Source organism: Labilithrix sp., from assembly GCA_019637155.1.
In the GTDB taxonomy this organism is placed as follows: Bacteria; Myxococcota_A; Polyangia; order Polyangiales; family Polyangiaceae; genus Labilithrix.
Genome location: JAHBWE010000012.1, coordinates 274,598 through 297,163, shown reverse-complemented (window position 1 = coordinate 297,163; position 22,566 = coordinate 274,598). Strand labels below are relative to the sequence as shown.

Genomic DNA, 22,566 nt, shown 5'->3' with positions numbered 1-22,566 from the left:
GCGTACGCGCAAACGCGGCGGGTCGTGTTCGCGGGTGGGGCCCCCGAAGGGGCCCCGCGAATGCGACCGCCACAGCGGTTGCGAAGCAACCCGCCGCGCAAACGCGGCGGGTCGTGTTCGCGGGGTGGGGGTGTCGGGGGCGAAGCCCCTGACGTTGCCTGACCCCTCAGGCGCCGAGCTGGAACACGCGCTCGAAGCCCGCGTCGAGGTCCTTGATCTTCACCGCGACGATGCCGTGCTCGTCGAGGGTGTACTCCTCCTCGATGCGCGGGCCGTCGCCGCGCGTGCGCTCGACCGGGACGCCGGCGAGATCGCGCTCGCGGAGGCGCGGCTCGAACGGGAAGAGGCAGTCGCCGGAGACGACCATGTGGCCGCGCGGGCGGCCGGACTCGTCCATCGCGCTGCACTCGAGGAACCGGAAGTGGCCGACGTTGTGGGCCGCGCGGTAGCGCCGCCGGAACGCGACCGGCGCGGCGCCGGCGGAGGGGAGCACGGTGTCGCGCGTGAAGATCGGATCGAACGTGATCGCGTTGCCGCCGTCGCCCTCGCGGAAGACGCCGAACGTGCGCGTGAACCGATCGACGAGCTCGAAGCCCGCCGCCTCATCGCACGCGATCGCGAGGCCGATCGCGATCGCGCCCGACGCGTACGGCGAGCGATGCACGCGCCGGCCGAAGCGGCTCCGCAGCGCGCGCCCGACGATCGGCAGCTCGCTCGCGCCGCCGACGACGTAGATCCCGGCGATGTCGTCGCGCTCCTCGCCCGAGCCCGAGCCCGAGCCCGCGCCCGCCGAGCCGTCTTCGGCGTCGAGGCGGCGCATGACCGGGAGCATCGCCTCGATCGAGCGCTCCACGAGCGGGGTGCACGCCTCGTAGACGTCGCTCACCGGGATCGCGATCGGCGCGTCGTCGATCTCCACCGTGAGCTTCTTCGAGCTCGGGTTGAGCCGCTCCTTCGCCTCGCGGCACTGCTCGCGCAGGCGCGCGACGTCGACGTCGGCGCGCGTCTTCTGCGCCGCCGCGAGGACGAGGTCGAGGATGACCTCGTCGAAGTCGTCGCCGCCGAGGTGGTTGTCGCCGCCGGTCGTGAGGACCTCGTGCGCGAGGCCGCGCATGCGCACGAGCGACGCGTCGAACGTCCCGCCGCCGAGGTCGTAGACGACGACGTGATCGCGCTTCGACGTGAGCGTGTTGCGGTGGCGATGCGTGTACTCGAAGCCCGCGGCGGACGGCTCGTTCAGCATCGCGATCGGCGCGAGGCCCGCGCGGCGGAACGCGTCGAGCGTGAGGAGCCGCTGCGCGCCGGAGGCGTTCGCCGGCACCGCGACGACGCTGCGGAGCGGCTCCTCCTTCAGCTCCTCCTTCAAGGTGGAGCGCTCGAGGACGGCGGACCTCACGTGGGCGAGGAAACGCGTGACGAGCTCCGCCAGCGCGATCGACACCGCGCCGATCCGGATCGGCCGATCGGGCCGCGCCTCCGCGTCGGCGAGGAGGCGCTTGAAGGAGCGAACGACGGTCGTGTCCGAGGCGAGGGCGTCGAAGCCGAAGAGGAGCGCGCCGTCCTTCTCCGCGACGACGGAGGGGATCCAGTCGTGCGAGTCGCCGGCGTCGTCGACGAAGGCGAGGACCGGGTAGTTGCCGCGATCGGCGCACGCCACGACCGTACGCGTCGTCCCGAAGTCGATGCCGAGCCTCACGGCGGCGCATACTAGCGCGGTCCGCATTCCATCGCCGCGCGATCTCGCTTCACGCGAGCGCCTTCGCGAGCCGCTCGTACGATCGCTTGCGCTCGTCGTGATCGTGCACCGCGGAGACGACCATGAGCTCGTCGGCCTGCGCCTCCGCGACCATCGCGCGGAGCGTATCGGCGACGCGCGCGGCCTCGCCGATGAAGCTTCGGCCGCGGCCCTGCGCACGGAGCACCTCCTCGTCCGCGTCGAAGACGTAGGCGCGCGCCTCGGCGACGCTCGGCAGCGGCAGGTCGCGCAGGCCTTGACCGAAGCGGAGCCACCCGAGCGCGGCGGCGCGCTCGAGGTCGTCCGCCGCGCGCTCGTCCGCGGCCGCGATCGCGGCGACGGTGAGGATCGCGTACGGCTCCGCGCGCCCCGGCGACGGCTGGAACGACGATCGATAGAGGCGCATCGCGGCGGCGTACCCGTCGGGGCCGATGTGATGCGCGAACGCGTAGCCGAGGCCGCGCTCCGCCGCGAGCCGCGCGCTGTCGGGGCCGGAGCCGAGGAGGAAGACCGGCGGCGGCGGCACGCCGATCGGCGCCGCCTTGATCGGACCGAAGCGCGCGCCGAGGTCGGGCTCGCGCGACACGAAGTCGAGGAGCTCCGCGAGCTGCGCCGGGAACCGCTCCGCGCCGAGGAGCTCCTGCGCCTGCCGGAGCGCGAGCGCGGTCTTCGGATCGGTCCCCGCCGCGCGCCCGACCCCGAGATCGACGCGGCCGGGATGGAGCGCGCCGAGCACGCGGAACGTCTCCGCGACGTGGAGCGGGCTGTGGTTCGGCAGCATGATCCCGCCCGCGCCGACGCGGACGCGCGACGTCGCGGCGAGGGCCGCCGCGATCATCACCGCCGGCGCGGAGCACGCGAGCGCGCCCGCGTTGTGATGCTCCGCGAGCCAGAAGCGCTCGAGCCCGAGCGACTCCGCGTGGCGCGCGAGGTCGAGCGTGTTCGCGACCGCGCGCGCGGCGCTCGCGCCCGCGGGCACCGGCGAGAGATCGAGGACCGAGAGCGGCGTCCTCAACGGGCGCGCGGATCCCACGCGAAGCGATCGACGAGGAGCGGCGGATCGTCGTCGAGCACGTCGTCCTTCCCGATCGCCCAGCCCTCGATCTTGCCGTCGGGATGGACGCAGAGGCGCACGAAGTGCTTGTACCCGGGATGCCCCAGCACCGTGAACGCTTGCTGGTGCTCGAGGCCGGTGAGCATCAGCAGCGTGAGGTAGACGCCGAAGACGAACGCGCCGACGAACGCGCACGCGATCATCACCGCCGCGTCGGACGCGTAGAAGGGGAGGTGCGGGACCACGCGCTCGAGGCCGGCGGGGAGGAGGCCGATCGCGAGCGCGAACGGCAGCGCGATCCCCGCGCGCTGGAGGCGCGTGCCTTGGGCCCCTTGCAGGGCGATGAAATAGAAGAGGAGGAAGAGCCCGGCCGTGATCGCCGCCGGCGTGCCGTAGCGGACGGCGTCGTGGGCGCGGACCGCGCCGAGGCTCGCCGACGCGAGGAGGCCGAAGACGAGGTGCGCGAGCAGGCCCGCGCGTCCGATCATCAGCTTCAGCGGCACGCCGAGGACGAGCTGCCGCGACGCGGCCGCGTCGGGGTAGACCGCCGCGGGCGGGCCCGACACCTTCGGGTACGGCGCGACGCGTGTACCATGCAAGAATGCGCCGCCCCCGCCCGCGATGACGTGGAGCGACTTGCCGACCGCGCGCCGCTCGTAGTGGTGGAAGTCGCCCGCGAGGAAGAAGACGCGGTCGCGCTCCAGGTTGAGGCGGCAGGCGCTGAGCATGCGCGCCCCCGGCTCGTTCCGGTGGCCGTACGCCATCGCCGGGTCGCCGGCGACGAAGAGCACGGCGCGGGACGTGTCCTCCCGCCGTCGCTTCGTGAAGAACGCGCGCTGGCGGAAGTCGACGCGCCCGAGCTGCCGGTCCGCGCCCCACAGATCGAGGCCCGGCGCGAGCGGGAACGCGAAGTAGCTCGCCTCCTGGATCGGCTCGTAGCCGCGGAGGACGAGCCGGCGGCGCCGCTTGATCGCCTTGCCGGTGAAGAACGCGCGGAGCGAGCGGATCGCGGAGAGGAGGATGCCGTAGAGCGAGCCGACCTCGTCGAGGTGGACCGCGCGCGCGACGAGGCCGATCTTCCTGCCGGCGCGCTTTCGCAGCCGCTTCCCCAGCCTCGGCGTCGTGTCGCGATCGTCGGCCTTGAACGGCTCGTCGATGCGGCGGCGGAAGAGGCGGCCGAACCCGTCGAGGCCGTCATACCAATCGTGATTCCCCGGCGCGCCGAGGAGGATCCGCTTCCGCTTGCTCGCCCCGACCTTCCGCAGCTCCTCGTTCCACGGGAGCACGAGGCGCTTGTAGATCTCGTCCGCGGTCGCGACCGGGTACGAGACGTCGCCCCCGAAGACGAGCATGTCTCCGCGCGGCAGGAGCCGCCCGCCCTCGGTGTAGGTCGCGGCGAGCATCGCGCCGACGCGCGCGCTCACGTCGCGATCGTCGCCCGTGTCGGCGGCGAAGTCGATCCAGACCGGTCGCTCGAGGACCTCGGTGAGCGTCTTGCCGGCCGGCGGCGCGGGCGCGTCGGGGTGGATGAGCCTGATCGCGTGCGCGAGGAGGTCGTCCGGCGCGTTCGGGCGCATCCAGTCGCGTGTGTCGACCGACTCGGTCGCGATCGCGCGGGAGACGAAGTTACGTAAGTGCCCGAAGAGCGAGGTGACGCCGTACCAGCGGATGCCGAACGGCGGGTGGGCGCCCTGCCGAAACACGAGCGGAGCCGGCCGGTCCCCGCGCGGCTCGAGGACGATCGGGACAGCCGTGAGCGCTGAGCTCGGGATCGGCTCCTCCAACGTGGAAGAGGATAGCGTTTTTGGGTTACCCTCGCTCCGCTCATGCAAAGAAAGCTGGTCACGGGGCTCCTGGCCGCCCTCGCGCTGTTCACGACCACGGGTCGCGCCGGCGCGCCGAACGTGAAGGGGAAGATCTCCGGCTACGAGAAGCTGGTGCCCGAGGTCTACGCCGAGACGGCGAAGCCCGAGTCGCGCCGCTGGACGTGGCGCGAGCCCTCGCCTTCGGTCGGCGTCCAGTTCCGCACGCTCTCCGCGAACCCCTCGCGCGACATCTGCCTCGCGGCCACGACCTCGGCGAACCAGGAGAAGCAAGAGTTCCTGATGTCCGTCACCGGCGGTCGCGTCTTCCCGACCACGATCGTGGTGACGCCGAACACGGCGCTCGCCTTCAAGAACTTCGACCCGTTCAAGCACCGCATCTACGTGCAGAGTGCAACCGGTCAGAAGCTCCTCAACGCCGAGGACCTGAACCCGAACGGGAGCCGCACCTGGTCGCCGCAAGGCGCGGGCAAGTACGAGGTCCGCGACGAGCTGTTCCCCAGCATCCGCACGTACATCCTCGTCGACCCGCAGGTCGCGCAGGTCGCGTACCCCGGGCGCGACGGCGCCTTCGGCTTCGCGCTCCCGCCGGGCGACTACGTGCTCAAGGCGTTCTTCAACGGCAAGCCGATCGGCAAGCCGGTCAACTTCAGCGCGAAGGACAAGGGGCTGCCGCTGGAGCTGAAGGAGCCGCTCAAGCTCGACGAAGGGCTCGAGACCAAATGATGATCCTGAGTCGAATCTGGTACGTGATCCTCGCGCTGTTGCTCGCCGCGGCGTACTACGTCGTCGCGCTCGCGGTGGGTCAGTACAACCGTCGCAACCAGGCGGCGATGGAAGAGACGCTCAAGGCCGACAGCCAGGTCGTGAGCTGGGCGATGCAGGTCGACGCGCGCCGCCGCCTCGACCTCCTCCTCCTCGCCGCGACCGATCAGAACATCGGCAAGGCGCTGAAGGGCGCCAACGGCAAGGACACGGTCGCCGCGTCCGCGAAGGAGGAGGGGCAGAAGGCGCTCCAGGGCTTCGCGGAGAAGCTCCCCGCCGAGTACAAGGCCGATGTCCTCTTCCTCGTCGATCGCGAAGGTCGCCTCGTCTCCCAGATCGGCTACGACGCGGTGAACGGCTCTCCCCAGTTCGAGCTCGGCGGCTACCCCGCGGTGTTCGACGCGCTCCACGGCTTCCTCCGTGACGACACGTGGGTCTGGGGCGGGAAGATCGCGCGCGTCGTCACGCGTCCGGTCGAGGACGAGGCGGGGCAGCCCCCGCTCGGCGCCGTCGTCGCGATGCGCTGGGTCGACAACTCGTACGCGAAGGAGGTCGGCAAGCGCACGCGCACGAACCTCGCGTTCTTCGCGCTCGGCATGCGCGTCGCCTCCGCCGCGAACACGGAGGGCTTCGACGACGCGTCGCTCGAGGCGCTCGGCGCGGACCTCAAGAGCGTCGCGGAGGACAAGGGCTTCCGCGAGAGCGGCCGCACCGACGTGCGTCCGCTCGCCGAGGAGAAGGGCGGCGTGCTCTACGTCCGCATCCCCGGCGACTCGTGGGAGCTCGGCGCGGGCTTCGCCGTCGCACGGCCGAAGGTCGCGATCTCCTCGCCGACCGGCTTCCTCACCGGCGCGGACGACACCGACAAGAAGAACGTGAAGCTCTGGCTCGTCGGGGTCATCCTCGCCGGCGCGGCCTTGTTCGGCATCCTCTTCTCGTACCTCGAGCACTCGATGCCGATGAAGGCGCTCGCGCGCGAAGCCGACAGCCTCAAGACGGGGAAGACCGACGCGCTCCAGCTCCCGAAGGTCCGCGGCGCGTACCGCGCGATCGCGAGCGACATCAACGCCGGCATCCAGCGCGTGATCGAGAAGGGCGGCGGCGCCGGCCGCAAGCCGGCCGACCTCGAGTCGATCTTGGGCCCGGTGCCCGCGCAACCGAACATGAGCGCGTTCTCGTTCCCGCTCAACGACGCGTCGGCGCCGCCGCACGTGCCGACGGTGCCGGGGGGCCCGAGCAGCACCGGCAGCCACGCCGGCGCCGCGCCGTCTCCGCCGGGCGCGGGGGGCACGGCGGGTCGTCCTCCGTTCCCGGGCCAAGCTCCGCCGGCGCCGGGCTCCCGCCCCGCCGCCACCGGCAACGCCGCGCCCGCGGGGGGCACTCCGTTCCCGGCGCCCGATCGCACGATGGCGATGACGGGCGGCGGCGCGAACGTCCAGTCCGCGTTCGGCGGCGCGCCGGCTGCGACCGGGGGCGTGCCGAGCGCGACCGTGGCAGCCTCGCCCGCCGCGAACAAAATGCCTCCGCCGCCGTTCCCGGGCGGGACGGGCGCGAACAAGAAGCCGGCGAAGGACGACAGCGAGGATCCGACGATGGTCGCGCCGCCGGGCGACGCGCTCGCCTCGGCGTCGGGCGCGCATCCTCCCGCGGCCGGTGCGTCGGCCGATCCGACCGCGGAGTGGCAGAAGGTCTACGAGGACTTCATCCGCACGAAGAAGGAGTGCGGGGAGCCGACCGACGGCCTCACGTTCGAGAAGTTCCAGGGCACGCTCAAGAAGAACCGCGACGCGCTCATGCAGCGGCACGGCTGCAAGCGCGTGAAGTTCTCGGTCTACGTGAAGGAAGGCCGCGCATCGCTGAAGGCGACCCCGGTCCGCGACTGATGGGCTTGCAGGTTCGAGAGGGCTCTGCCCTCTCGAGCTCTCCCGCCGGGGGCCGTCGCGCGGGGACGCGCTCCGCGCCCCCGGGCCCCCCGAGAGGGTTTGGGGCGGCACTTGGTTTGCGTGTGGGCGGGTATGGATGCGACTGCCCTTCATCTCGAGCTCCGGAATGCGCTTTCGATCGCGGACGAGCTCGGCCGTTACGAGCATGCTTTCGGGAACCAGACGCTGAGCGCGCAGCTCGCCGCGACGCGCACCGTGCTCGGTGAGCTCGAGCGCGACGCGGGGCGCACGCACGCGTGGAAGGCTCCGGCCCGCCCCGACGTCGTCGAGCGCCTCGAGCGCGCGCTCGGCGTGCTGCGCGATCGGAGCGAGGAGATCCCGGTCACGTTGCGCCCGCGCGTCGTGCTCCTCATCGACGCGGTCGAGCGCATCGTGTTCGCGGAGCAGCGCCCGACCGCGACGTTGCCGGCGAAGCCGCTCTTCGGCGCGCTCCCTCTCGCGCGCGTGATCCCGCAGGACGTGCACTGGATCGGCGACTACCTCGCCTGCGGTGCGTACCTCACGTCGGCTGTGCTCGCGCGCACGAAGCGCGGCCGCGCGATGGGCTTGCTGCTGGGCCTCTCCGCCTTTGGCGTGTCCGCGATCACGGACTATCGCCTCTCGCTCGCGAAGCTGATCTCGATCGAGCTCCACGAGCTCGCCGACCACACGTCGGGCGCGCAGGCCGCGCTCGCCCCGGTGCTGCTCGGCTACGCGAAGAAGGACCCGATCGCGTCCGCGATCCAGATCGCGTGCGGCCTCGGCACGATCGCGCTCTCCCTCTTCACCGACTACCGCGCCGCCAAGGGCATCACCCGCGCCCGCCGCTCCAAGGGCGGCCCCACCCCCCGCCGCGTCCGCGTCCGCGACGCGCAACGCGCGCTCGAGGGACTTGCAGGCCCGAGCTACTTCGCGCCGGTCACTTCGCGAGGACGGGGACTGTCTGCGGGCCGCTGAGCGAGTAGGGGCCCACGTCGCCGCCGGCGTCGAGCCCAGCCGTGGACGTTTCCGCGCCGGCCACGGTCGTGTCCGTTCCTCGCGCGGGGAGCACGAAACCCCGTGTTTCGCCGGCGATCGCCGCGCCGAGCGCGACGCCCGAGCCCCCGCCGCCGATCGAGCCGAAGGACTTCGAGGGGCAGAAGTAGCTGCTATGCTGCCGCGTCATGAGCGAGACGCGGAAGGTCATCATCATCGGCTCCGGCCCGGCCGGACACACCGCCGGCATCTATGCGGCGCGCGCCAACTTGAAGCCGCTGATGTTCGAGGGGCTCGCCCGCGGCGGCATCCCCGGCGGGCAGCTGATGATCACGAACGATGTCGAGAACTATCCCGGTTTCCCCGAAAAAGTCGCTGGGCCGGATCTCATGAAGCGCTTCCGCGATCAAGGCATCCACCAGGGCGTCGAGATCCGCACCGAGGACGTGAACAAGGTCGACTTCTCGAAGCAGGGTCAGTTCAAGGTCTGGGCCGGCGACGACGACAAGGAGTGGACCGCGGAGACCATCGTCATCGCGACCGGCGCGCAGGCGAAGTGGCTCGGCATCCCGAGCGAGACCGCGCTCCAGGGCAAGGGCGTCAGCGCGTGCGCGGTCTGCGACGGCGCGTTCTTCCGCAAGCAGCCGGTCATGGTCGTCGGCGGCGGCGACACAGCGATGGAAGAGGCGATGTACCTCTCCGGCCTCTGCTCGAAGGTCACGCTCGTGCATCGCCGCGAGGAGTTCCGCGCGTCGAAGGCGATGCAGGACCGCGTCTTCAAGAACGACAAGATCCAGATCCTCTACAACACCGAGGTCGACGAGATCCTCGACGTGTCGAAGGGCGAGGTCACCGGCGTCCGCGTCCTCAACAACAAGACGAAGGAGAAGATGGTCGTCGACGTGACGGGCTTCTTCGTCGCGATCGGCCACACCCCGAACACCGACCTCTTCAAGGGGATCCTCGATCTCCACGACAACGGCTACATCAAGACGAAGCCGGGCACGACGCAGACCTCGCTCCCCGGCATCTTCGCCGCGGGCGACGTGCAGGACTTCGTGTACCGCCAGGCGGTCACGGCCGCCGGCACCGGCTGCATGGCGGCGCTCGAAGCGGAGCGCTGGCTCGCCGCGAACGGCGCGCACTGACCTCCGTCCTGGACGGTCCGCGGGAGCGCAGGATACGCTCGCGCCGTGGCCAACGACGCGAGCGTCATCGCCGAGCCGACCGACCCGCGTCCGGAGCCGGGCTCGGAGCGCGAGGCGCAGCTCGCGAAGGTGCCGTTCTTCGACGGCCTCACGCCGGAGGCGCTCGCGCTCATCGCCTCGGTCATGACGGAGGAGCAGCACGCGTACGGCTCGCGCCTCTTCCAGTACGGCGACCCCGGCGACAAGCTGTACATCATCCTCGAAGGCAAGGTCCGCATCTCGCGCGAGGTCGGCGGCATGGGCGAGGAGGCGCTCGCGGTGCTCGGCCCGGGCGAGGTCTTCGGCGAGATGTCGCTCCTCGACGAGTCGCCGCGCTCCGCCGGCGCGCTCGCGCACGAGCGCTGCCGCCTCCTCGTCATCACGAAAGACGCGTTCGACGATCTCCTCTTCCTCCACAAGGACCTCGCCTACGAGGTCCTCTGGAGCTGCGTCCGCATGCTCGCGTCGCGCCTCCGCGAGACGAACGACAAGCTCACGTTCCTCTCGACGACCGGCCGCTTCTGAGCGCCTGGCGCCCGGCCGCCGGGGCCCCGCGCGCCCGGCGGATCGTTTGCGAGCCTGGTGTCTCCCGCGGAGACACGCGTCGCCGGCGCTGGCGCGGCGCGTGCTCGTGAGCGCGCATGCCTCGACTCGCTCTCCTCACGTTCCTCGGTCTCGTCGCGTGTTCGTCTCCGGAGCTCGACGGGACGACGAGCGATTCCTTCCGCGCCGATCGCCTCCCGCCCAGCCGCAGCAAGGACGCCGCCGCGAGCGCAGAGCCGACGGCGGACGCCGGCGTCGCCATCGCCGCGGACGACGACGAGCCGATCCCGAACCCCGTCATCCCCGCGGCGCAAGGCGGCGTCGCGGACCCCGGCGTCATGCGCGACGTCGACGGTCGCTACTACATGGTCAGCACCGGCGGCAGCGCAGGCATCTACCCCATTCGCGTCAGCGGCGACCTCGTGCGCTGGCAGCACGTCGGCTACGTGTTCCCGCGCGGGAGCGAGCCGTCCTGGTACGACGGCGCGCCGTGGGCGCCGGAGCTCCATCGCGTCGGCGCCAGGTACGTCGTCTTCTTCACCGCGAAGTCGAAGACCACCGGCAAGATGGCGCTCGGCGTCGCGACGAGCGATGCGCCGACCGGTCCGTTCGTCGATCGCGGGAAGCCGATCCTCGCGGAGTCGCCGATCGGCGCGATCGACTCGCACTACTTCCGCGATCCGAACGACGGCCGCCACTACATGCTCTGGAAGCAGGAGAGCAACGGCCTCCCCCCGGCGGGGACGCCGCTCTTCCTCCAGGAGCTCGCGGCGGACGGCCTCTCGCTCGTGGGCAAGCGCGTCGAGCTCCTTCGCAACGACCTGCCGTGGGAGGCGAACCTCGTCGAGGGCGCGTGGATGATCGCGCGGGACGGCTGGTACTACCTCTTCTACAGCGGGAACGCGTTCTTCGATCATCGCTACGCGACCGGCGTGGCGCGATCGCGCAGCCCGCGAGGTCCGTTCGAGAAGCACGGCGCGCCGATCCTCGCGAGCACGGCCGACGACTGCTGGCAGGGTCCGGGCCACGGCTCGATCGTCGAGGGCCCCGACGGCGCCGACTGGTACGTGTTCCACGCCTGGGAGAAGGGGCGGGTGGGCGGCGGCAGCCCGCGCCTCGGCCTCGCCGATCGGGTGACATGGAAGGACGGCTGGCCCTCGATCAACGACGGTCGACCGAGCCCGGGGAGCTGCGGCGCCCGATAAGCCCCCCCTCGTCGAGGCGAGCACGCGACAGAAAAACGCGCTTCGCGTTTTTCTGTATCGTGCGAGCGGGGTGCAGGGGCGCAGCCCCTGCTATGAAGCCGCGCCGACCTCGTAGAAGGAGCGACCGAACTCCTTCTCGACGAAGGCGAGGAACGCGGGCGCGAAGGCGGCGGCCTCCTCCGAGACCACCTTGATCGCGAAGCGGTACGCTGCACCTCCGTTCACGTCTTCCGTCTTCTTCGTGACCGGATCGGAGAGCTTCGCGGTGCCCTTCGCGGGATCGAAGGTGCGGCTGCACGCTTCGCACTCGGTGTAGATGCCGGTCGACTTCGTGAAGGTCGGGGTCAGCTCCTCCTCGTCCCACTCGAAGGAGAGGTCCTCCTTGCAGCGGCACTCGGTCGGCAGGGGGCCGATCTCCTTCCGGACCGGGTAGACGAAGTCGGGCGCGCGCTGGAGCTCGATCGTCTTCGCCTCCGCGCCTGCGAGCGGCGCCTGCGCACCCGCGCAGGACCAGACCATCCGGAGCTCCTCGCGGCTCTCGTCGTCGATCCACGCGCGATCGATCGTCTCGGGCACCGGCTCCTCGTTGGCCTCGCCCACCTCGACCGTAGTGAAGGCCCGCCCCGGCCCGACGAGCCATTTCTCCTCGCGCATCTTCTTCACGAGCGCGATCAGGGTCTCCCAGTTCGGCGCGAGGACGTTCCCTCGCGCGATCAGCCACCGCTCGTACGCCATGCCGCTTTTCTACCTGTTTCGAGGCGGATTTGGCTCATCTGTAGAACCTGTGGACAAAAGTGAGCCCGTTGCTTGACTCGGGTACGCCCGTTCAGTAGCCTGAACAACGTGCAAGGTCTCACCGAGCGGCAGCAAATGGTCCTCGACTTCATTCGACAGTCGATCGCCGACCGCGGCTATCCGCCGACGCTCCGCGAGATCGGCGCGAAGATGGGGATTCGTTCGACGAACGGCGTCAACGATCACCTCCGCGCGCTCGAGCGCAAAGGCTACCTCACGCGCGAAGACATGAAGTCTCGCGCGCTGCGACCCACCGCACACGCGAACAGTAACGCCGAGGTCCCGGCCGAAGAAGAAGAGGAGCGCGGCTCCGGCTCGGTCGAGATCGGTCGCGACGTCCCGATCGGCCGCGCCGTCGGCGTCGGCAGCGGCGTCGCGGCGAACGACGACGACGACGTGATCGAGGTCGCCGTGCTCGGGCGCGTCGCCGCAGGTCTCCCGCTCTTCGCGGAGGAGCAGGTCATCGACACGGTGCGGGTCGATCGCGGCCTCCTCAAGGGCGGCCGGGAGGTCTTCGGCCTCCGCATCCACGGCGACTCGATGATCGAGGCCGGCATCTTCAACGGCGACTACATCTTCGTCCGGAAGCAGCTCGAGGCGAAGCGCGGCGAGATCGTCGTCGCGCTCATCGGCGACGAAGCGACGGTGAAGTACTACTACCCCGAGAAGGACTACGTCCGCTTCCAGCCCGCCAACAAGACCATGGCCCCCATCCTCGTCCGCGCCATGGACTTCAAACCGACGATGCTGCTCGGCGTCGTCGTTGGCGTCTTCCGCAAGCTTTGAGCCTGTAGTACCTCTGGTGGCCGCGATGCGGCTCTCGATCGGTGCTCTTGCGTTGACTGCGCTCTCCGGGTGCGGGAGCGTCTACTACGCGATCAACGTGAACGCCGCGGAGGCGAAGCTCGAGCAGGCGCGCGAGATGGGGGCGGAGAAGGCCGCGCCGTACGAGTACTACTACGCGAAGGAGCACCTCCACGAGGCGCGCGTCCACGCGTCGGAGGCGAGCTACGGCGACGCGGCGAACCTCGCCGAGACGGCGGAGACCTACGCGCAGAAGGCGATCGACAAGATCTCGAGCGGCAAGCGCGGCGGCGACGATCCCGACAAGGCCGACAAGGACAAAGACGAGAGCAACGGCTGGGAGAACTGACGTGAGCCCCGGCCTTCCTCGTGCCCGCGCGCCTCGCCGCCTCGCGTGCGGTGTCGCGCTCCTCGTCGCGCTCTCGTCGTGCGCGGCGGGGCCCGTCACGCGCGCCAAGCTCGCGGGGCTCGACGCGGTCGTGAAGAAGGCCGAGACGAACGGCGCGGTGCGGTGCGCTCCGCGCGAGCTCGCGCTGGCGAAATCGCACATCGGCTTCGCGCGCCTCCGCCTCGATCAAGGTCGCTTGAGCGACGCGCAGGGCCACATCTACGTCGCGGAGTCGAACGCGCACGCGGCGGTGGAGCTGTCGCCCTCCGATCGCTGCGCGAACGACGAGCCGAACTACGCGCGCGAGGGCGATCGCGACGGCGACGGCATCGCCGACGGGTTCGACTCGTGCCCCGATCAGCGCGAGACCTACAACGGCTACGAGGACATCGACGGCTGCCCGGACGATCCCGACACCGACAAGGACGGCATCCCCGACTCCAAGGACTCGTGCCCGCTCGAGCCGGAGGACAAGGACGGCTACCTCGACGAGGACGGCTGCCCCGACCTCGACAACGACGCCGACGGCATCCCCGACGACAAGGACAAGTGCCCGAACGAGCCGGAGGATCCCGACGGCTTCCAGGACGACGACGGCTGCCCGGATCCGGACAACGACAACGACACCGTGCCCGACGTCGACGACGCGTGCCCCAACACCCCGGGCCAGCCCAACGCCGCGCGCCCCGGCTGCCCGGCCCTCGTCGTCGTCACCGCGAAGGAGATCCGGATCACGCAGCAGATCCAGTTCGACACCGCGAAGGCGACGATCAAGCCGGTGAGCTTCCCGATCCTCGACGCGGTCTACGACGTGCTCGCGGCGAACCCGAAGATCACGATCGAGGTCCAGGGCCACACCGACAACGTCGGCGCGGCCGCGATGAACCTGAAGCTCTCGCAGCAGCGCTCCGACTCCGTGAAGGCGTACCTCGTGAAGAAGGGCCTCGCCGACAGCCGCCTCGTCGCGAAGGGCTACGGCATGTCCCAGCCCCTCGTCCCGAACGACACCGCCGCGAACAAAGCCCTGAACAGGCGTGTCCAGTTCGTACGAACCGAGGGCAGTTCGCCGTAGTTTTGTCGGCCTGTGCGGGCCAAACGGGTGTAATGGACCGACCCTGATGTCCTCGTACGCCCGCACCGCGCTCGTCTTTGCGCTCGGTCTTGCGCTCTTCCTCTTCGCGCCCGCCGCCCTCGCCGACGGCAAGACGGAACAGGCCGCGACCGGGCTCCAGAAGAAGGCGATGGACGACTACCTGACGACCGACTTCAAGAAGGCGCAGGACAAGCTCGAGAAGGCGATCGGCACGTGCGGCGACAACAAGTGCGGCCCCGGCCTCCGCGCGCGCCTGCAGCGCGACCTCGGCGTCGTCCTCATCGGCGGCCAGCTCGACAAGGAGAAGGGGATCCAGAGCTTCGTCAACGCGCTCAAGATCGACCCCGGCATCAACCTCGATCCCGACATCAAGACGAAGGACCTCGAGGCCTCGTTCAACGAGGCGAAGAAGCGGGCCGCGGGCGGCGCGCCGTCGGCGCCGGACGAGCAGCCGAAGCCGAAGAAGCCGGCCGCCAACACGAGCCAGCCCGAAGGCGACTTCGCGCACAGCCCGACGACGGAGCAGCAGGTCCGCACGTCGATCCCCGTCTACGCCGAGTACAACGGCGAGACGCCGCTCGTCCGCGTCATCGCTCGTTACAAGGGCTTCGGCATGGCGGACTGGAGGAACGTCGAGCTGAAGAAGATGGGCGAGAACGGGTGGGGCGGCCTCATCCCCTGCGCCGACGTCCAGCAAGGCGTGACGCAGTACTTCCTCACCGGCTTCGACTCGAACAACGATCCCGTCGCGCAGGGCGGCGATCGCAACAACCCGTACAAGACGCAGGTCACGAACGACAAGCCGGAGGAGGCGCCGCGCCTGCCGGGCTCGTCCCCGCCGACGCAGTGCCAGGACACGGGCGACTGCCCGCCGAACTTCCCCGGCTGCAAGAAGAGCGCGAAGCCCGCGGTCAGCGAGGACAGGGAGCCGACCGGCAAGGAGGGCGGCGAGTTCTGCGAGGAAGACGCCGAGTGCAAGAGCAACCGCTGCGACAGCAGCAAGTGCGCCGACTACGAGGGCAGCAACGCGAAGGCGCCGCGCTTCTGGGTCGGCCTCTCCGGCGCGCTCGACTACGCGTTCGTCCCGAGCGTCGAGGACGCGTGCAAGCTGAACAGCGACACCGCGCTCCCGCTCAACGACAAGAACTACTACTGCGTCGACGGCGGCGCCGACTACCCGACGCGCGATCCCGCGACCGGCCGCGCCGCGAACGACGCGATCGTCACCTCGGCGAACCGCGGCTCGGACAAGGTCGCGGGCGGCGGCGCGCTCGGCAACATCCGCATCCTGATCAGCGCCGACTACTCGCTCTCCGGCAACTTCCAGCTCGGCGCGCGCCTCGGCCTCATCCTCAACAACTACCCGGGCGCCGCGGCGGGCGAGGACGCGAAGCGCTTCGCGGTGCCGATCCACTTCGAGCTTCGCGGCACCTACGTGTTCGGCAAGGACGCGCTCTTCAAGAAGGGCTTCGCTCCTTACGTCTTCGCCGGCGCGGGCGCCGCGCAGTTCGAGACGAAGGTCAGCGTGAAGACGGTCGAGATCCGAGAGGGCAACCGGACCGACAAGAACCCCGACGCCTGGCACATCGCCGGCCCCGGCTTCTTCTCCGTCGGCGGCGGCGGCCGCTTCGCGGTGAAGCAGAACTTCGCGCTCACCTTCGGCGTCCGCGGCAACCTCGCCTTCCTCAACGCGTTCGCCCCGAGCATCGGCCCCGAGATCGGCGGCGCGATCGGCTTCTGAGTGTCTGCGCGCGGACTCTCCCGCGCGGCGGCGCGCATCCAGCCGCCGGTCTTCTCCGCGCTCCAGGCGCGCATCGACGAGCTCACCGCGCGCGGCCTCGAGCTGATCCCGCTCCAGATCGGCGACACCCACGTCGCGCCGCCGGGCGCGGCGACGCGCGCGCTCGCGGCGCTCGCGCCGGACGACGCCTCGCTCCATCGCTACGGCCCCACCGCCGGCACCGCCGAGCTCCGCGCCGCGATCGCGAAGCGGGCGGGCGGGGGCTACGACGCGGCGAGCGAGGTCCTCGTCGGCAACGGCGGCACGCACGCGCTCTTCTGCGCGGCGCGCGCGGTGCTCGACGAAGGCGACGAGGTCATCGTGGCGTCGCCGTACTGGCCGCTCGCGCCCGGCATCTTCTCGTCGTGCGGCGCGCACCCCGTCGAGGCTCCGCTCACGCAGCGCCTCTACGAAGACCCTACCCTCGATCCGACCGCGGTCTTCGCGTCGAAGCTGAGCGCGAAGACGAAGGCGCTCTACCTCATCTCGCCGAACAACCCGGACGGGAAGGTGCTCTCCGCAGCGCAGCTCGCTCGCATCGCCGACTTCGCATGCGCGCACGACCTCTGGGTCTTCAGCGACGAGGTCTACGCCGACGTCGCGTACGAGGCCGCGCCGCCTTCGATCGCCACGCTCCCCGGCATGCGCGAGCGCACGGTCGTCTTGCACTCGCTCTCGAAGAGCCACGCCCTCGCGGGGATCCGCGTCGGCTTCTGCCTCGCGCCGGCGCCGGTCGTCGCGCTCGGCCGTCGCGTCTCCACCCACTCCGCGTTCAACGTGTCGGTCGCGATGCAGCGCGCCGCCGTCGCCGCGCTCGAGGAGGACGCGTTCCCCGCGTCCGCGTGCGCGACCTACCGCAGCGTGCGCGACGAGTGCGCGCGCGCGCTCGCGGAGACGCCGCTCCGCTTCCACGTCCCCGAGGGCGCGACGTACTTCTTCCTCGACTTCGGTACGCCCGCGCTCCCGGTGCTGGAGCGCGCGGCCACGCGCGGCGTCCTCCTCGCGCCGGGGCACGCCTTCGGCAGCTACGAGCGCTTCGCGCGCCTCTGCTTCACCGCGGCGCCGCGGGCGAAGGTGCTCGACGGCATCGCGCGCCTCGCCGCGGCGCTCACTTGATCGTGTAGTCGAGGCTCGTCGGCTTGCCCGCGCGCGTGACGCGGATCGTGAGGCGCTCGAGCGTGCCGGTGCTGAGGCGCGCGTAGGCTTGCATCATCCCCTCGGGGCTCGTGACCGCGACGCCGTCGACCGCCTCGAGGCGATCGCCCGACTCGAGGCCGAGGAGGGAGAGCACGCTGCCCGGCTTCACGCGCACGAGGCGGTAGCCGACGACGCGATCGTTCTCCTTCTCCGGCGCGAGCGGCGTCTTCATGAGCTCCGTCTGCGCCTCGAGCAGACGCGCGACGGCGCCGCGATCGATCGCGTATTCGTTCGGTCCCGTCTTCTGGATCTTCGCGCCGATCTCCTGCTCGAACGCCGACGCGGTTCGGGCCGCGCGCTTCGGCGGCTCGGCGCCGAAGATACGGGCCTGGCACACGACGCCGTTCTGCGCGAGCCAGACGCGGTCCGTTCCCACGAACACGACCGCGAGGCCGTCGATGAAGCCGCCGCGACGGCGGATGTAGCGCTTGCCGCCGACGTCGAGGGCGGCGAACGACGCGTCGTTCTCGTCGACGCGCACGCTCACGAGCGCGCGGACGCCTTCGCACGACGGCGCGTCGGCGGTCTGGCGCGCGCCGATGAGCTTCTGCGCCGGCGTCGCGGTGTGGTCGAACACGTTGCGCGCGAGGATCGTCTCCGCGTCGCCGCGCGCCTTCGCGGGCGGAGCGGTCGCCGCCCGCGCCTCCGCGAACGGCGCGACCGACGCCGCGGTCGTCGACGAAGCGTCGATGAGCGCCCCGACCGCGTGCGCGTGGAGGAACGCGATGACGGCGATCATCGCGGGGACGGCGGCGGAGAGGGCGTTCTTCAGCAGCATGCCGGCCGTCATTGCGACGCGCGTGCCGCCGGGAATTCCGTGGGGTTGATGCCTGTCTTGGCTCGCGTCGAGACAAGTTGGCGCTCGCGTCGGCGGCGTCGCGGTCGTGCTTTGCCAACCTGACACCGGTGGTCTAGAAGCGCGCGCGATGCGTCTCTCGAGCCTCTTCGTGTCCGTCTCCACCGTCCTCCTCGCCGTCGCGTGCGGCGGAAGCGATCCGCCGCCCGTCGCGCCGTGCCCGAAGTGCGAGCCGGCGACGGCGCAGCCCGTGACGGCGACGCCGCCGGCCGCCGCGACGCCGGAGGAGGCGAAGAGGTTCATCGAGCAAGTCGACAAGGACCTCCGCCGGCTGTGGACCGCGCGCGATCAGGCCGGGTGGGTGAGCCTCAACTTCGTCACCGAGGACTCGGAGGCGCTCGCGGCGGCGGGGGAGGAGGCGACCGCGGCCTACGTCACCGACGCGATCCAGAAGGCGCATCGCTTCGACGGATTGACGGGGATCGATCCCGTCACCGCGCGGCAGCTCATGCTCCTCAAGCTCGCGCAGGTCGTCCCCGCGCCGTCGAACGCCGACGAGCGCGGCGAGCTCGCGAAGATCTCGACGAGCATGACCGCGACCTACGCGAAGGGCGAGTACTGCCCGAAGGCCGGCTCCGCGCTCGCGAAGACGTGGAAGCCCGCCGTGCCGGGCACGTGCATGAAGCTCGACGATCTGAACCGCGTCCTCAAGAAGAGCCGCAGCTGGGACGAGCTCACCGAGGCGTGGGCCGGCTGGCACGCGATCGCGCCGGTGATGCGCGACAAGTACGCGCGCTACGCCGAGCTCGGGAACAAGGGCGCGAAGGAGATCGGCTTCGCGGACATGGGCGCGCTCTGGCGCTCCGGCTACGACATGCCGCCCGACGCGTTCGAGGCCGACGTCGAGCGGCTGTGGAACGACGTGAAGCCGCTCTACGACGAGCTCCACTGCTACACGCGGAAGAAGCTCCGCGCGAAGTACGGCGCCGACAAGATCAAGGACAAGGCGCCGATCCCGGCGCAGCTCCTCGGCAACATGTGGGCGCAGGAGTGGGCCAACGTCTACGACCTCGTCGAGCCGTACCCGGGGCAGGGATCGCTCGACGTCGACAAGAAGCTGAAGGCGAAGAAGTACGACGCGGTGAAGATGGTGAAGCTCGGCGAGGCGTTCTTCACCTCGCTCGGCCTCGATCCGCTGCCGGACACGTTCTGGAAGCGCTCGCTCTTCACGCGCCCGAAGGACCGCGAGGTCATGTGCCACGCGAGCGCGTGGGACGTCTCCTGGAACGACGACCTCCGCATCAAGATGTGCATCGAGCCGACGGAGGAGGACCTCATCACGATCCACCACGAGCTCGGGCACGACTACTACTTCCACTACTACTACAAGCTCCCGATCCTCTTTCAGCAGGGCGCCAACGACGGCTTCCACGAGGGCATCGGCGACACGCTCGCGCTCTCCGTCACGCCCGAGTACCTGAAGGGCCTCGGCCTCCTCGACGCGGTGCCGAAGGGCGACAAGGGGCACATCAACTTCCAGATGAAGATGGCGCTCGAGAAGATCGCCTTCCTCCCGTTCGGCCTCCTGATCGACAAGTGGCGCTGGGACGTCTTCTCCGGGAAGACGCCGAAGGACAAGTACAACGACGCGTGGTGGGCGCTCCGGAAGAAGTACCAGGGCATCGACGCGCCGGTGGCGCGCAGCGAAGCGGACTTCGATCCCGGCGCGAAGATGCACGTGCCCGGCTCGACGCCGTACGTCCGCTACTTCCTCGCGCGCATCTACCAGTTCCAGTTCCACCGCGCGCTCTGCAAGGCGGCGGGGCACACCGGACCGCTCGACACGTGCAGCATCTACAACAACAAAGAGGCGGGGAAGAAGCTCCGCGCGATGCTGGAGCTGGGGCAGAGCAAGCCGTGGCCGGAGGCGCTCGCCGTGCTCTCGGGGGAGACGAAGGCGGACGCGTCCGCGCTGGTCGAGTACTTCGCGCCGCTCCGCACCTTCTTGAAGGATCAGAACAAAGGCGAGCAGTGCGGCTGGTGAGGCAAAGAAGATCCAGGTTTCAGCGCGCCCTCGTTCGCTAACATCGAACGCGAGTGGCGCAGTACGGGACACCCGCGTACGGCATGCAACCGTACGGGTCGCCGATCAACATCGGCGACATCGTCGACAAGTATCGCGTCGAGCGCGTCCTCGGCGTCGGTGCGATGGGTCTCGTCGCCGCCGGCCGTCACACGACGCTCGATCAGGTCGTCGCGATCAAGTTCCTGATCGAGCACAAGTTCGGGACGCCGGAGGAGTCGATCCAGCGCTTCCTCGCGGAGGCGCGCGCGGCGGCGAAGATCGAGTCGGACTACGTGTGCCGCGTCTCGGACGTGGGCATGCTCTCGAGCGGCATCCCGTTCATGATCATGGAGTACCTCGAGGGCAACGACCTCGAGGAGGAGATCATGAACCGAGGTCCGCTCGACTTCGGGGAGGCGTGCGACTACGTCCTCCAGGCGCTCGACGCGATCGCGGCCGCGCACTCGCTCGGCGTCGTCCATCGCGATCTGAAGCCCGCGAACCTGTTCCTCGCGCGGCGGCCCGACGGCTCGCGGCGGGTGAAGGTGCTCGACTTCGGGATCTCGAAGGCGGACGGCGTCGGCAAGCAACGCATCACGCGCGAGACGCGGAGCCTCGGCACGCCGGCGTACATGCCGCCGGAGCAGGTGCGCGAGCCGATGACGGTCGATCACCGCGCCGATCTCTGGGCGCTCGGCGCGATCCTCTACGAGGTGATTACCGGTCAAATGGCTTTTGTCGGGAACACCGTCAAAGAGGTGCTGGACCGCGTGATGTTCGAGGAGCCGTGCCCGATGCCCCAGCTCCGCCCCGACGTGCCGCCGCAGCTCGTCTACGCCGTGCAGCGCGCGCTCACGCGCGATCGCGATCAGCGCTGGCCGAGCGCGGCGATGTTCGCGCGCGCGATCTCGCCGTTCGGCTCCGTCGGCGTCGTCGGCGCGCTCGCGAACGTGCAGCGCGAGGTCGGCTCGCTGTCGCGCATCTCCGCCGTGTCGGCGGTGCGCCTCGCCCCTGCGCTCGCCCCCGCGCTCGCGCCGCCGAGCGGTACGCAGCCGCCGCCGTCGTCGCGACGACCCCAGGACGTCTACGAGCAGAACCGCCGCCACATCGTCGTGCAGGGATGGACCGCGCAGCAGTCGCGGAAGCGGCAGGAGCGTGGCATCCTGCTCGGCGTCGTCGCCGCGCTGTTCCTCGCCGGCGCGGTCGCGGTGGCGCTCTACTTCTTCGTGCCGATCAAGGTGCAGCGCCCCTTGCGGTCGTCGCCGCCCAGATCCGTGCATCCTGCACCCAATTCGAGCGGTTTAGCGCCTCGCTGAGGGGTTCGTCCAGCTTTTGTGCGGGTTTCCATGCTCGGGGGTGCGCGCGAACAAAACGTGATCGCGGGCCCGAACCAAGCGTAAGATGTCCGCCATGAACCAACCCCCCGGTGGCAACTATCCCCCCGGTTATCCGCCCGGCGGCGGCTACCCCGGCCAGCAGCCCGGCTACGGTCAACCCGGTCAGCCTCAGCAAGGAGGCTTCGGCCAGCAGCCGCAGCAAGGTGGCTACGGCCAGCCCGGAGCGCCGCCCGGTGGTCAGCCTGGTTACGGTCAGCCCCCGCAGCAGCAGCCGGGTGGCTATGGTCAGCCGGGAGCGCCTCCCGGTCAGCCCGGCTACGGAGCGCCGCCCGGTGGTCAGCCTGGTTACGGAGCGCCTCCCGGCGCGCCGCCCGGTGGTCAGCCCGGCTTCGGCGGTCCGCCCGGTGGTCAGCCTGGTTACGGCGCGCCTCCCGGTGCTCCGCCCGGCGGTCAGCCCGGTTACGGCCAGCAGCCCGGTGGTCAGCCCGGCTACGGTCAGCAGCCTGGTGGTCAGCCCGGCTACGGCCAGCCCGGCGGTCAGCCCGGCTACGGCGCGCCTCCCGGCGGCGGCTTCGGCGGAGCGATGCAGGGTGCGTTCGGCCAGATGCAGCAGGGGATGGGGCAGATGGGCTACGGCGGCGCACCGAGCGGCGCGAAGCCGACGCTGCGCAACGCGTTCATGTTCGGCCTCCTGCCGCAGCTCCTGATGATCTTCGTTCCGAACATCATCAGCGGCGTCGCGAGCGCGATCGAGGTGCCCATCCTCGCGCTCGTCGGCAGCCTCCTGAACCTCGCGTTCCTCGTCTGGTTCTTCATCAACATGCTGAAGGCGCTCGACGAGATGCGGAACGCGGCCGGCAACCCCGGCTTCCCGCGCTGGCCGGTCATCATCCCGATCTACAACTGGATCTACTGGCTCACGATGGTCCCGAAGGAGGTCCAGAAGGCCAAGCAGATGCGCGGCATGCAGCCCACCAGCCGCAACATCGCGCTCTACTTCTTCCTCCCGGTCTTCGCCCTCCAATCCGACCTCAACGACATGGCCGGCCCCTAAAGCAGTCCCCCGCCCGGGGCCCCAGAAGCGGCCGCGAATGCGGGCGCG

General features: G+C 70.4%; 19 protein-coding genes. 14 read left to right on the top strand and 5 right to left on the bottom strand.

The features are described from left to right. Window positions 1-166: 166 nt before the first annotated feature. From KF837_26190 to KF837_26180, 3 genes are read right to left on the bottom strand one after another with little or no spacing between them, the layout of a single operon-like run. Window positions 167-1,696, bottom strand: a complete 1,530-nt coding sequence (locus KF837_26190; protein MBX3230837.1) for an Hsp70 family protein — start codon at window positions 1,694-1,696, stop codon at window positions 167-169. 49 nt (window positions 1,697-1,745) lie between these two features. After that, on the bottom strand, window positions 1,746-2,750 hold the full coding sequence (locus tag KF837_26185; protein ID MBX3230836.1) for an LLM class flavin-dependent oxidoreductase: 1,005 nt from the start codon (window positions 2,748-2,750) through the stop codon (window positions 1,746-1,748). Then, window positions 2,747-4,573, bottom strand: coding sequence for a hypothetical protein (locus KF837_26180; protein ID MBX3230835.1), 1,827 nt, complete (start codon window positions 4,571-4,573; stop codon window positions 2,747-2,749). The genes KF837_26185 and KF837_26180 overlap by 4 nt, the downstream gene beginning before the upstream one ends. A gap of 42 nt (window positions 4,574-4,615) precedes the next feature. On the opposite strand from KF837_26180, the gene KF837_26175 reads away from it, so the two are divergent. The 6 genes from KF837_26175 (at window position 4,616) to KF837_26150 (ending at window position 11,209) form a co-directional block, all read left to right on the top strand. Then, entirely contained in the window at window positions 4,616-5,338 is a 723-nt protein-coding gene (locus tag KF837_26175) for a hypothetical protein (protein MBX3230834.1), read from the top strand. Continuing rightward, window positions 5,335-7,260, top strand: a complete 1,926-nt coding sequence (locus KF837_26170) for a hypothetical protein (protein ID MBX3230833.1) — start codon at window positions 5,335-5,337, stop codon at window positions 7,258-7,260. The genes KF837_26175 and KF837_26170 overlap by 4 nt, the downstream gene beginning before the upstream one ends. A gap of 132 nt (window positions 7,261-7,392) precedes the next feature. After that, window positions 7,393-8,256: a hypothetical protein gene (locus KF837_26165; GenBank protein MBX3230832.1), complete on the top strand. Its 864-nt coding sequence runs from the start codon at window positions 7,393-7,395 to the stop codon at window positions 8,254-8,256. A gap of 206 nt (window positions 8,257-8,462) precedes the next feature. Continuing rightward, complete coding sequence (gene trxB / locus KF837_26160) at window positions 8,463-9,422, top strand: thioredoxin-disulfide reductase (GenBank protein ID MBX3230831.1); 960 nt, start codon at window positions 8,463-8,465, stop codon at window positions 9,420-9,422. Window positions 9,423-9,605: 183 nt separating this feature from the next. After that, window positions 9,606-9,986: a cyclic nucleotide-binding domain-containing protein gene (locus KF837_26155; protein MBX3230830.1), complete on the top strand. Its 381-nt coding sequence runs from the start codon at window positions 9,606-9,608 to the stop codon at window positions 9,984-9,986. Between the two features lie 116 nt (window positions 9,987-10,102). Then, window positions 10,103-11,209 carry a family 43 glycosylhydrolase gene (locus tag KF837_26150; protein MBX3230829.1) on the top strand — a complete coding sequence of 369 codons (1,107 nt, stop codon included), beginning with the start codon at window positions 10,103-10,105 and terminating at the stop codon, window positions 11,207-11,209. 90 nt (window positions 11,210-11,299) lie between these two features. On the opposite strand, the gene KF837_26145 is transcribed toward KF837_26150, so the two are convergent. Continuing rightward, window positions 11,300-11,944, bottom strand: a complete 645-nt coding sequence (locus tag KF837_26145) for a hypothetical protein (protein ID MBX3230828.1) — start codon at window positions 11,942-11,944, stop codon at window positions 11,300-11,302. Window positions 11,945-12,052: 108 nt separating this feature from the next. Here KF837_26145 and lexA point away from each other — a divergent pair, with 108 nt between their 5' ends. Genes lexA through KF837_26120 form a run of 5 tightly spaced genes read left to right on the top strand, consistent with a single transcriptional unit; the run spans window position 12,053 to window position 17,185 of the window. After that, window positions 12,053-12,790 (top strand): transcriptional repressor LexA, encoded by a 738-nt coding sequence (gene lexA / locus KF837_26140; GenBank protein ID MBX3230827.1) that lies wholly within the window; start codon window positions 12,053-12,055, stop codon window positions 12,788-12,790. Window positions 12,791-12,815: 25 nt separating this feature from the next. After that, on the top strand, window positions 12,816-13,157 hold the full coding sequence (locus KF837_26135; GenBank protein MBX3230826.1) for a DUF4398 domain-containing protein: 342 nt from the start codon (window positions 12,816-12,818) through the stop codon (window positions 13,155-13,157). A gap of 1 nt (window position 13,158) precedes the next feature. Next, window positions 13,159-14,268, top strand: coding sequence for an OmpA family protein (locus KF837_26130; protein MBX3230825.1), 1,110 nt, complete (start codon window positions 13,159-13,161; stop codon window positions 14,266-14,268). Window positions 14,269-14,314: 46 nt separating this feature from the next. Then, on the top strand, window positions 14,315-16,030 hold the full coding sequence (locus KF837_26125) for a hypothetical protein (GenBank protein MBX3230824.1): 1,716 nt from the start codon (window positions 14,315-14,317) through the stop codon (window positions 16,028-16,030). Beyond that, on the top strand, window positions 16,031-17,185 hold the full coding sequence (locus KF837_26120; protein MBX3230823.1) for a pyridoxal phosphate-dependent aminotransferase: 1,155 nt from the start codon (window positions 16,031-16,033) through the stop codon (window positions 17,183-17,185). Here KF837_26120 and KF837_26115 read toward each other — a convergent pair. Beyond that, the gene (locus KF837_26115) at window positions 17,178-18,044 is read right to left on the bottom strand and encodes a hypothetical protein (protein MBX3230822.1); all 867 of its coding nucleotides are present in this window, start codon (window positions 18,042-18,044) and stop codon (window positions 17,178-17,180) included. The genes KF837_26120 and KF837_26115 overlap by 8 nt on opposite strands. 148 nt (window positions 18,045-18,192) lie before the next feature. On the opposite strand from KF837_26115, the gene KF837_26110 reads away from it, so the two are divergent. From KF837_26110 to KF837_26100, 3 genes are all read left to right on the top strand, one after another. Then, window positions 18,193-20,106 (top strand): M2 family metallopeptidase, encoded by a 1,914-nt coding sequence (locus KF837_26110; GenBank protein ID MBX3230821.1) that lies wholly within the window; start codon window positions 18,193-18,195, stop codon window positions 20,104-20,106. A 53-nt stretch (window positions 20,107-20,159) separates the two neighbouring features. Beyond that, window positions 20,160-21,443, top strand: a complete 1,284-nt coding sequence (locus KF837_26105) for a serine/threonine protein kinase (protein ID MBX3230820.1) — start codon at window positions 20,160-20,162, stop codon at window positions 21,441-21,443. A gap of 94 nt (window positions 21,444-21,537) precedes the next feature. Next, complete coding sequence (locus KF837_26100; protein ID MBX3230819.1) at window positions 21,538-22,518, top strand: hypothetical protein; 981 nt, start codon at window positions 21,538-21,540, stop codon at window positions 22,516-22,518. Window positions 22,519-22,566: the final 48 nt, after the last annotated feature.

Excerpts from the sequence above, each read along its gene's own strand:
- KF837_26150 (MBX3230829.1), top strand. The coding sequence starts at position 10,103 with ATGCCTCGACTCGCTCTCCTCACGTTCCTCGGTCTCGTCGCGTGTTCG.
- trxB (MBX3230831.1), top strand. The coding sequence starts at position 8,463 with ATGAGCGAGACGCGGAAGGTCATCATCATCGGCTCCGGCCCGGCCGGA.
- KF837_26125 (MBX3230824.1), top strand. The coding sequence starts at position 14,315 with ATGTCCTCGTACGCCCGCACCGCGCTCGTCTTTGCGCTCGGTCTTGCG.
- KF837_26110 (MBX3230821.1), top strand. The coding sequence starts at position 18,193 with ATGCGTCTCTCGAGCCTCTTCGTGTCCGTCTCCACCGTCCTCCTCGCC.
- KF837_26145 (MBX3230828.1), bottom strand. The coding sequence starts at position 11,944 with ATGGCGTACGAGCGGTGGCTGATCGCGCGAGGGAACGTCCTCGCGCCG.
- KF837_26175 (MBX3230834.1), top strand. The coding sequence starts at position 4,616 with ATGCAAAGAAAGCTGGTCACGGGGCTCCTGGCCGCCCTCGCGCTGTTC.
- KF837_26135 (MBX3230826.1), top strand. The coding sequence starts at position 12,816 with ATGCGGCTCTCGATCGGTGCTCTTGCGTTGACTGCGCTCTCCGGGTGC.
- KF837_26170 (MBX3230833.1), top strand. The coding sequence starts at position 5,335 with ATGATGATCCTGAGTCGAATCTGGTACGTGATCCTCGCGCTGTTGCTC.
- KF837_26165 (MBX3230832.1), top strand. The coding sequence starts at position 7,393 with ATGGATGCGACTGCCCTTCATCTCGAGCTCCGGAATGCGCTTTCGATC.
- KF837_26100 (MBX3230819.1), top strand. The coding sequence starts at position 21,538 with ATGAACCAACCCCCCGGTGGCAACTATCCCCCCGGTTATCCGCCCGGC.
- KF837_26155 (MBX3230830.1), top strand. The coding sequence starts at position 9,606 with ATGACGGAGGAGCAGCACGCGTACGGCTCGCGCCTCTTCCAGTACGGC.
- KF837_26115 (MBX3230822.1), bottom strand. The coding sequence starts at position 18,044 with ATGCTGCTGAAGAACGCCCTCTCCGCCGCCGTCCCCGCGATGATCGCC.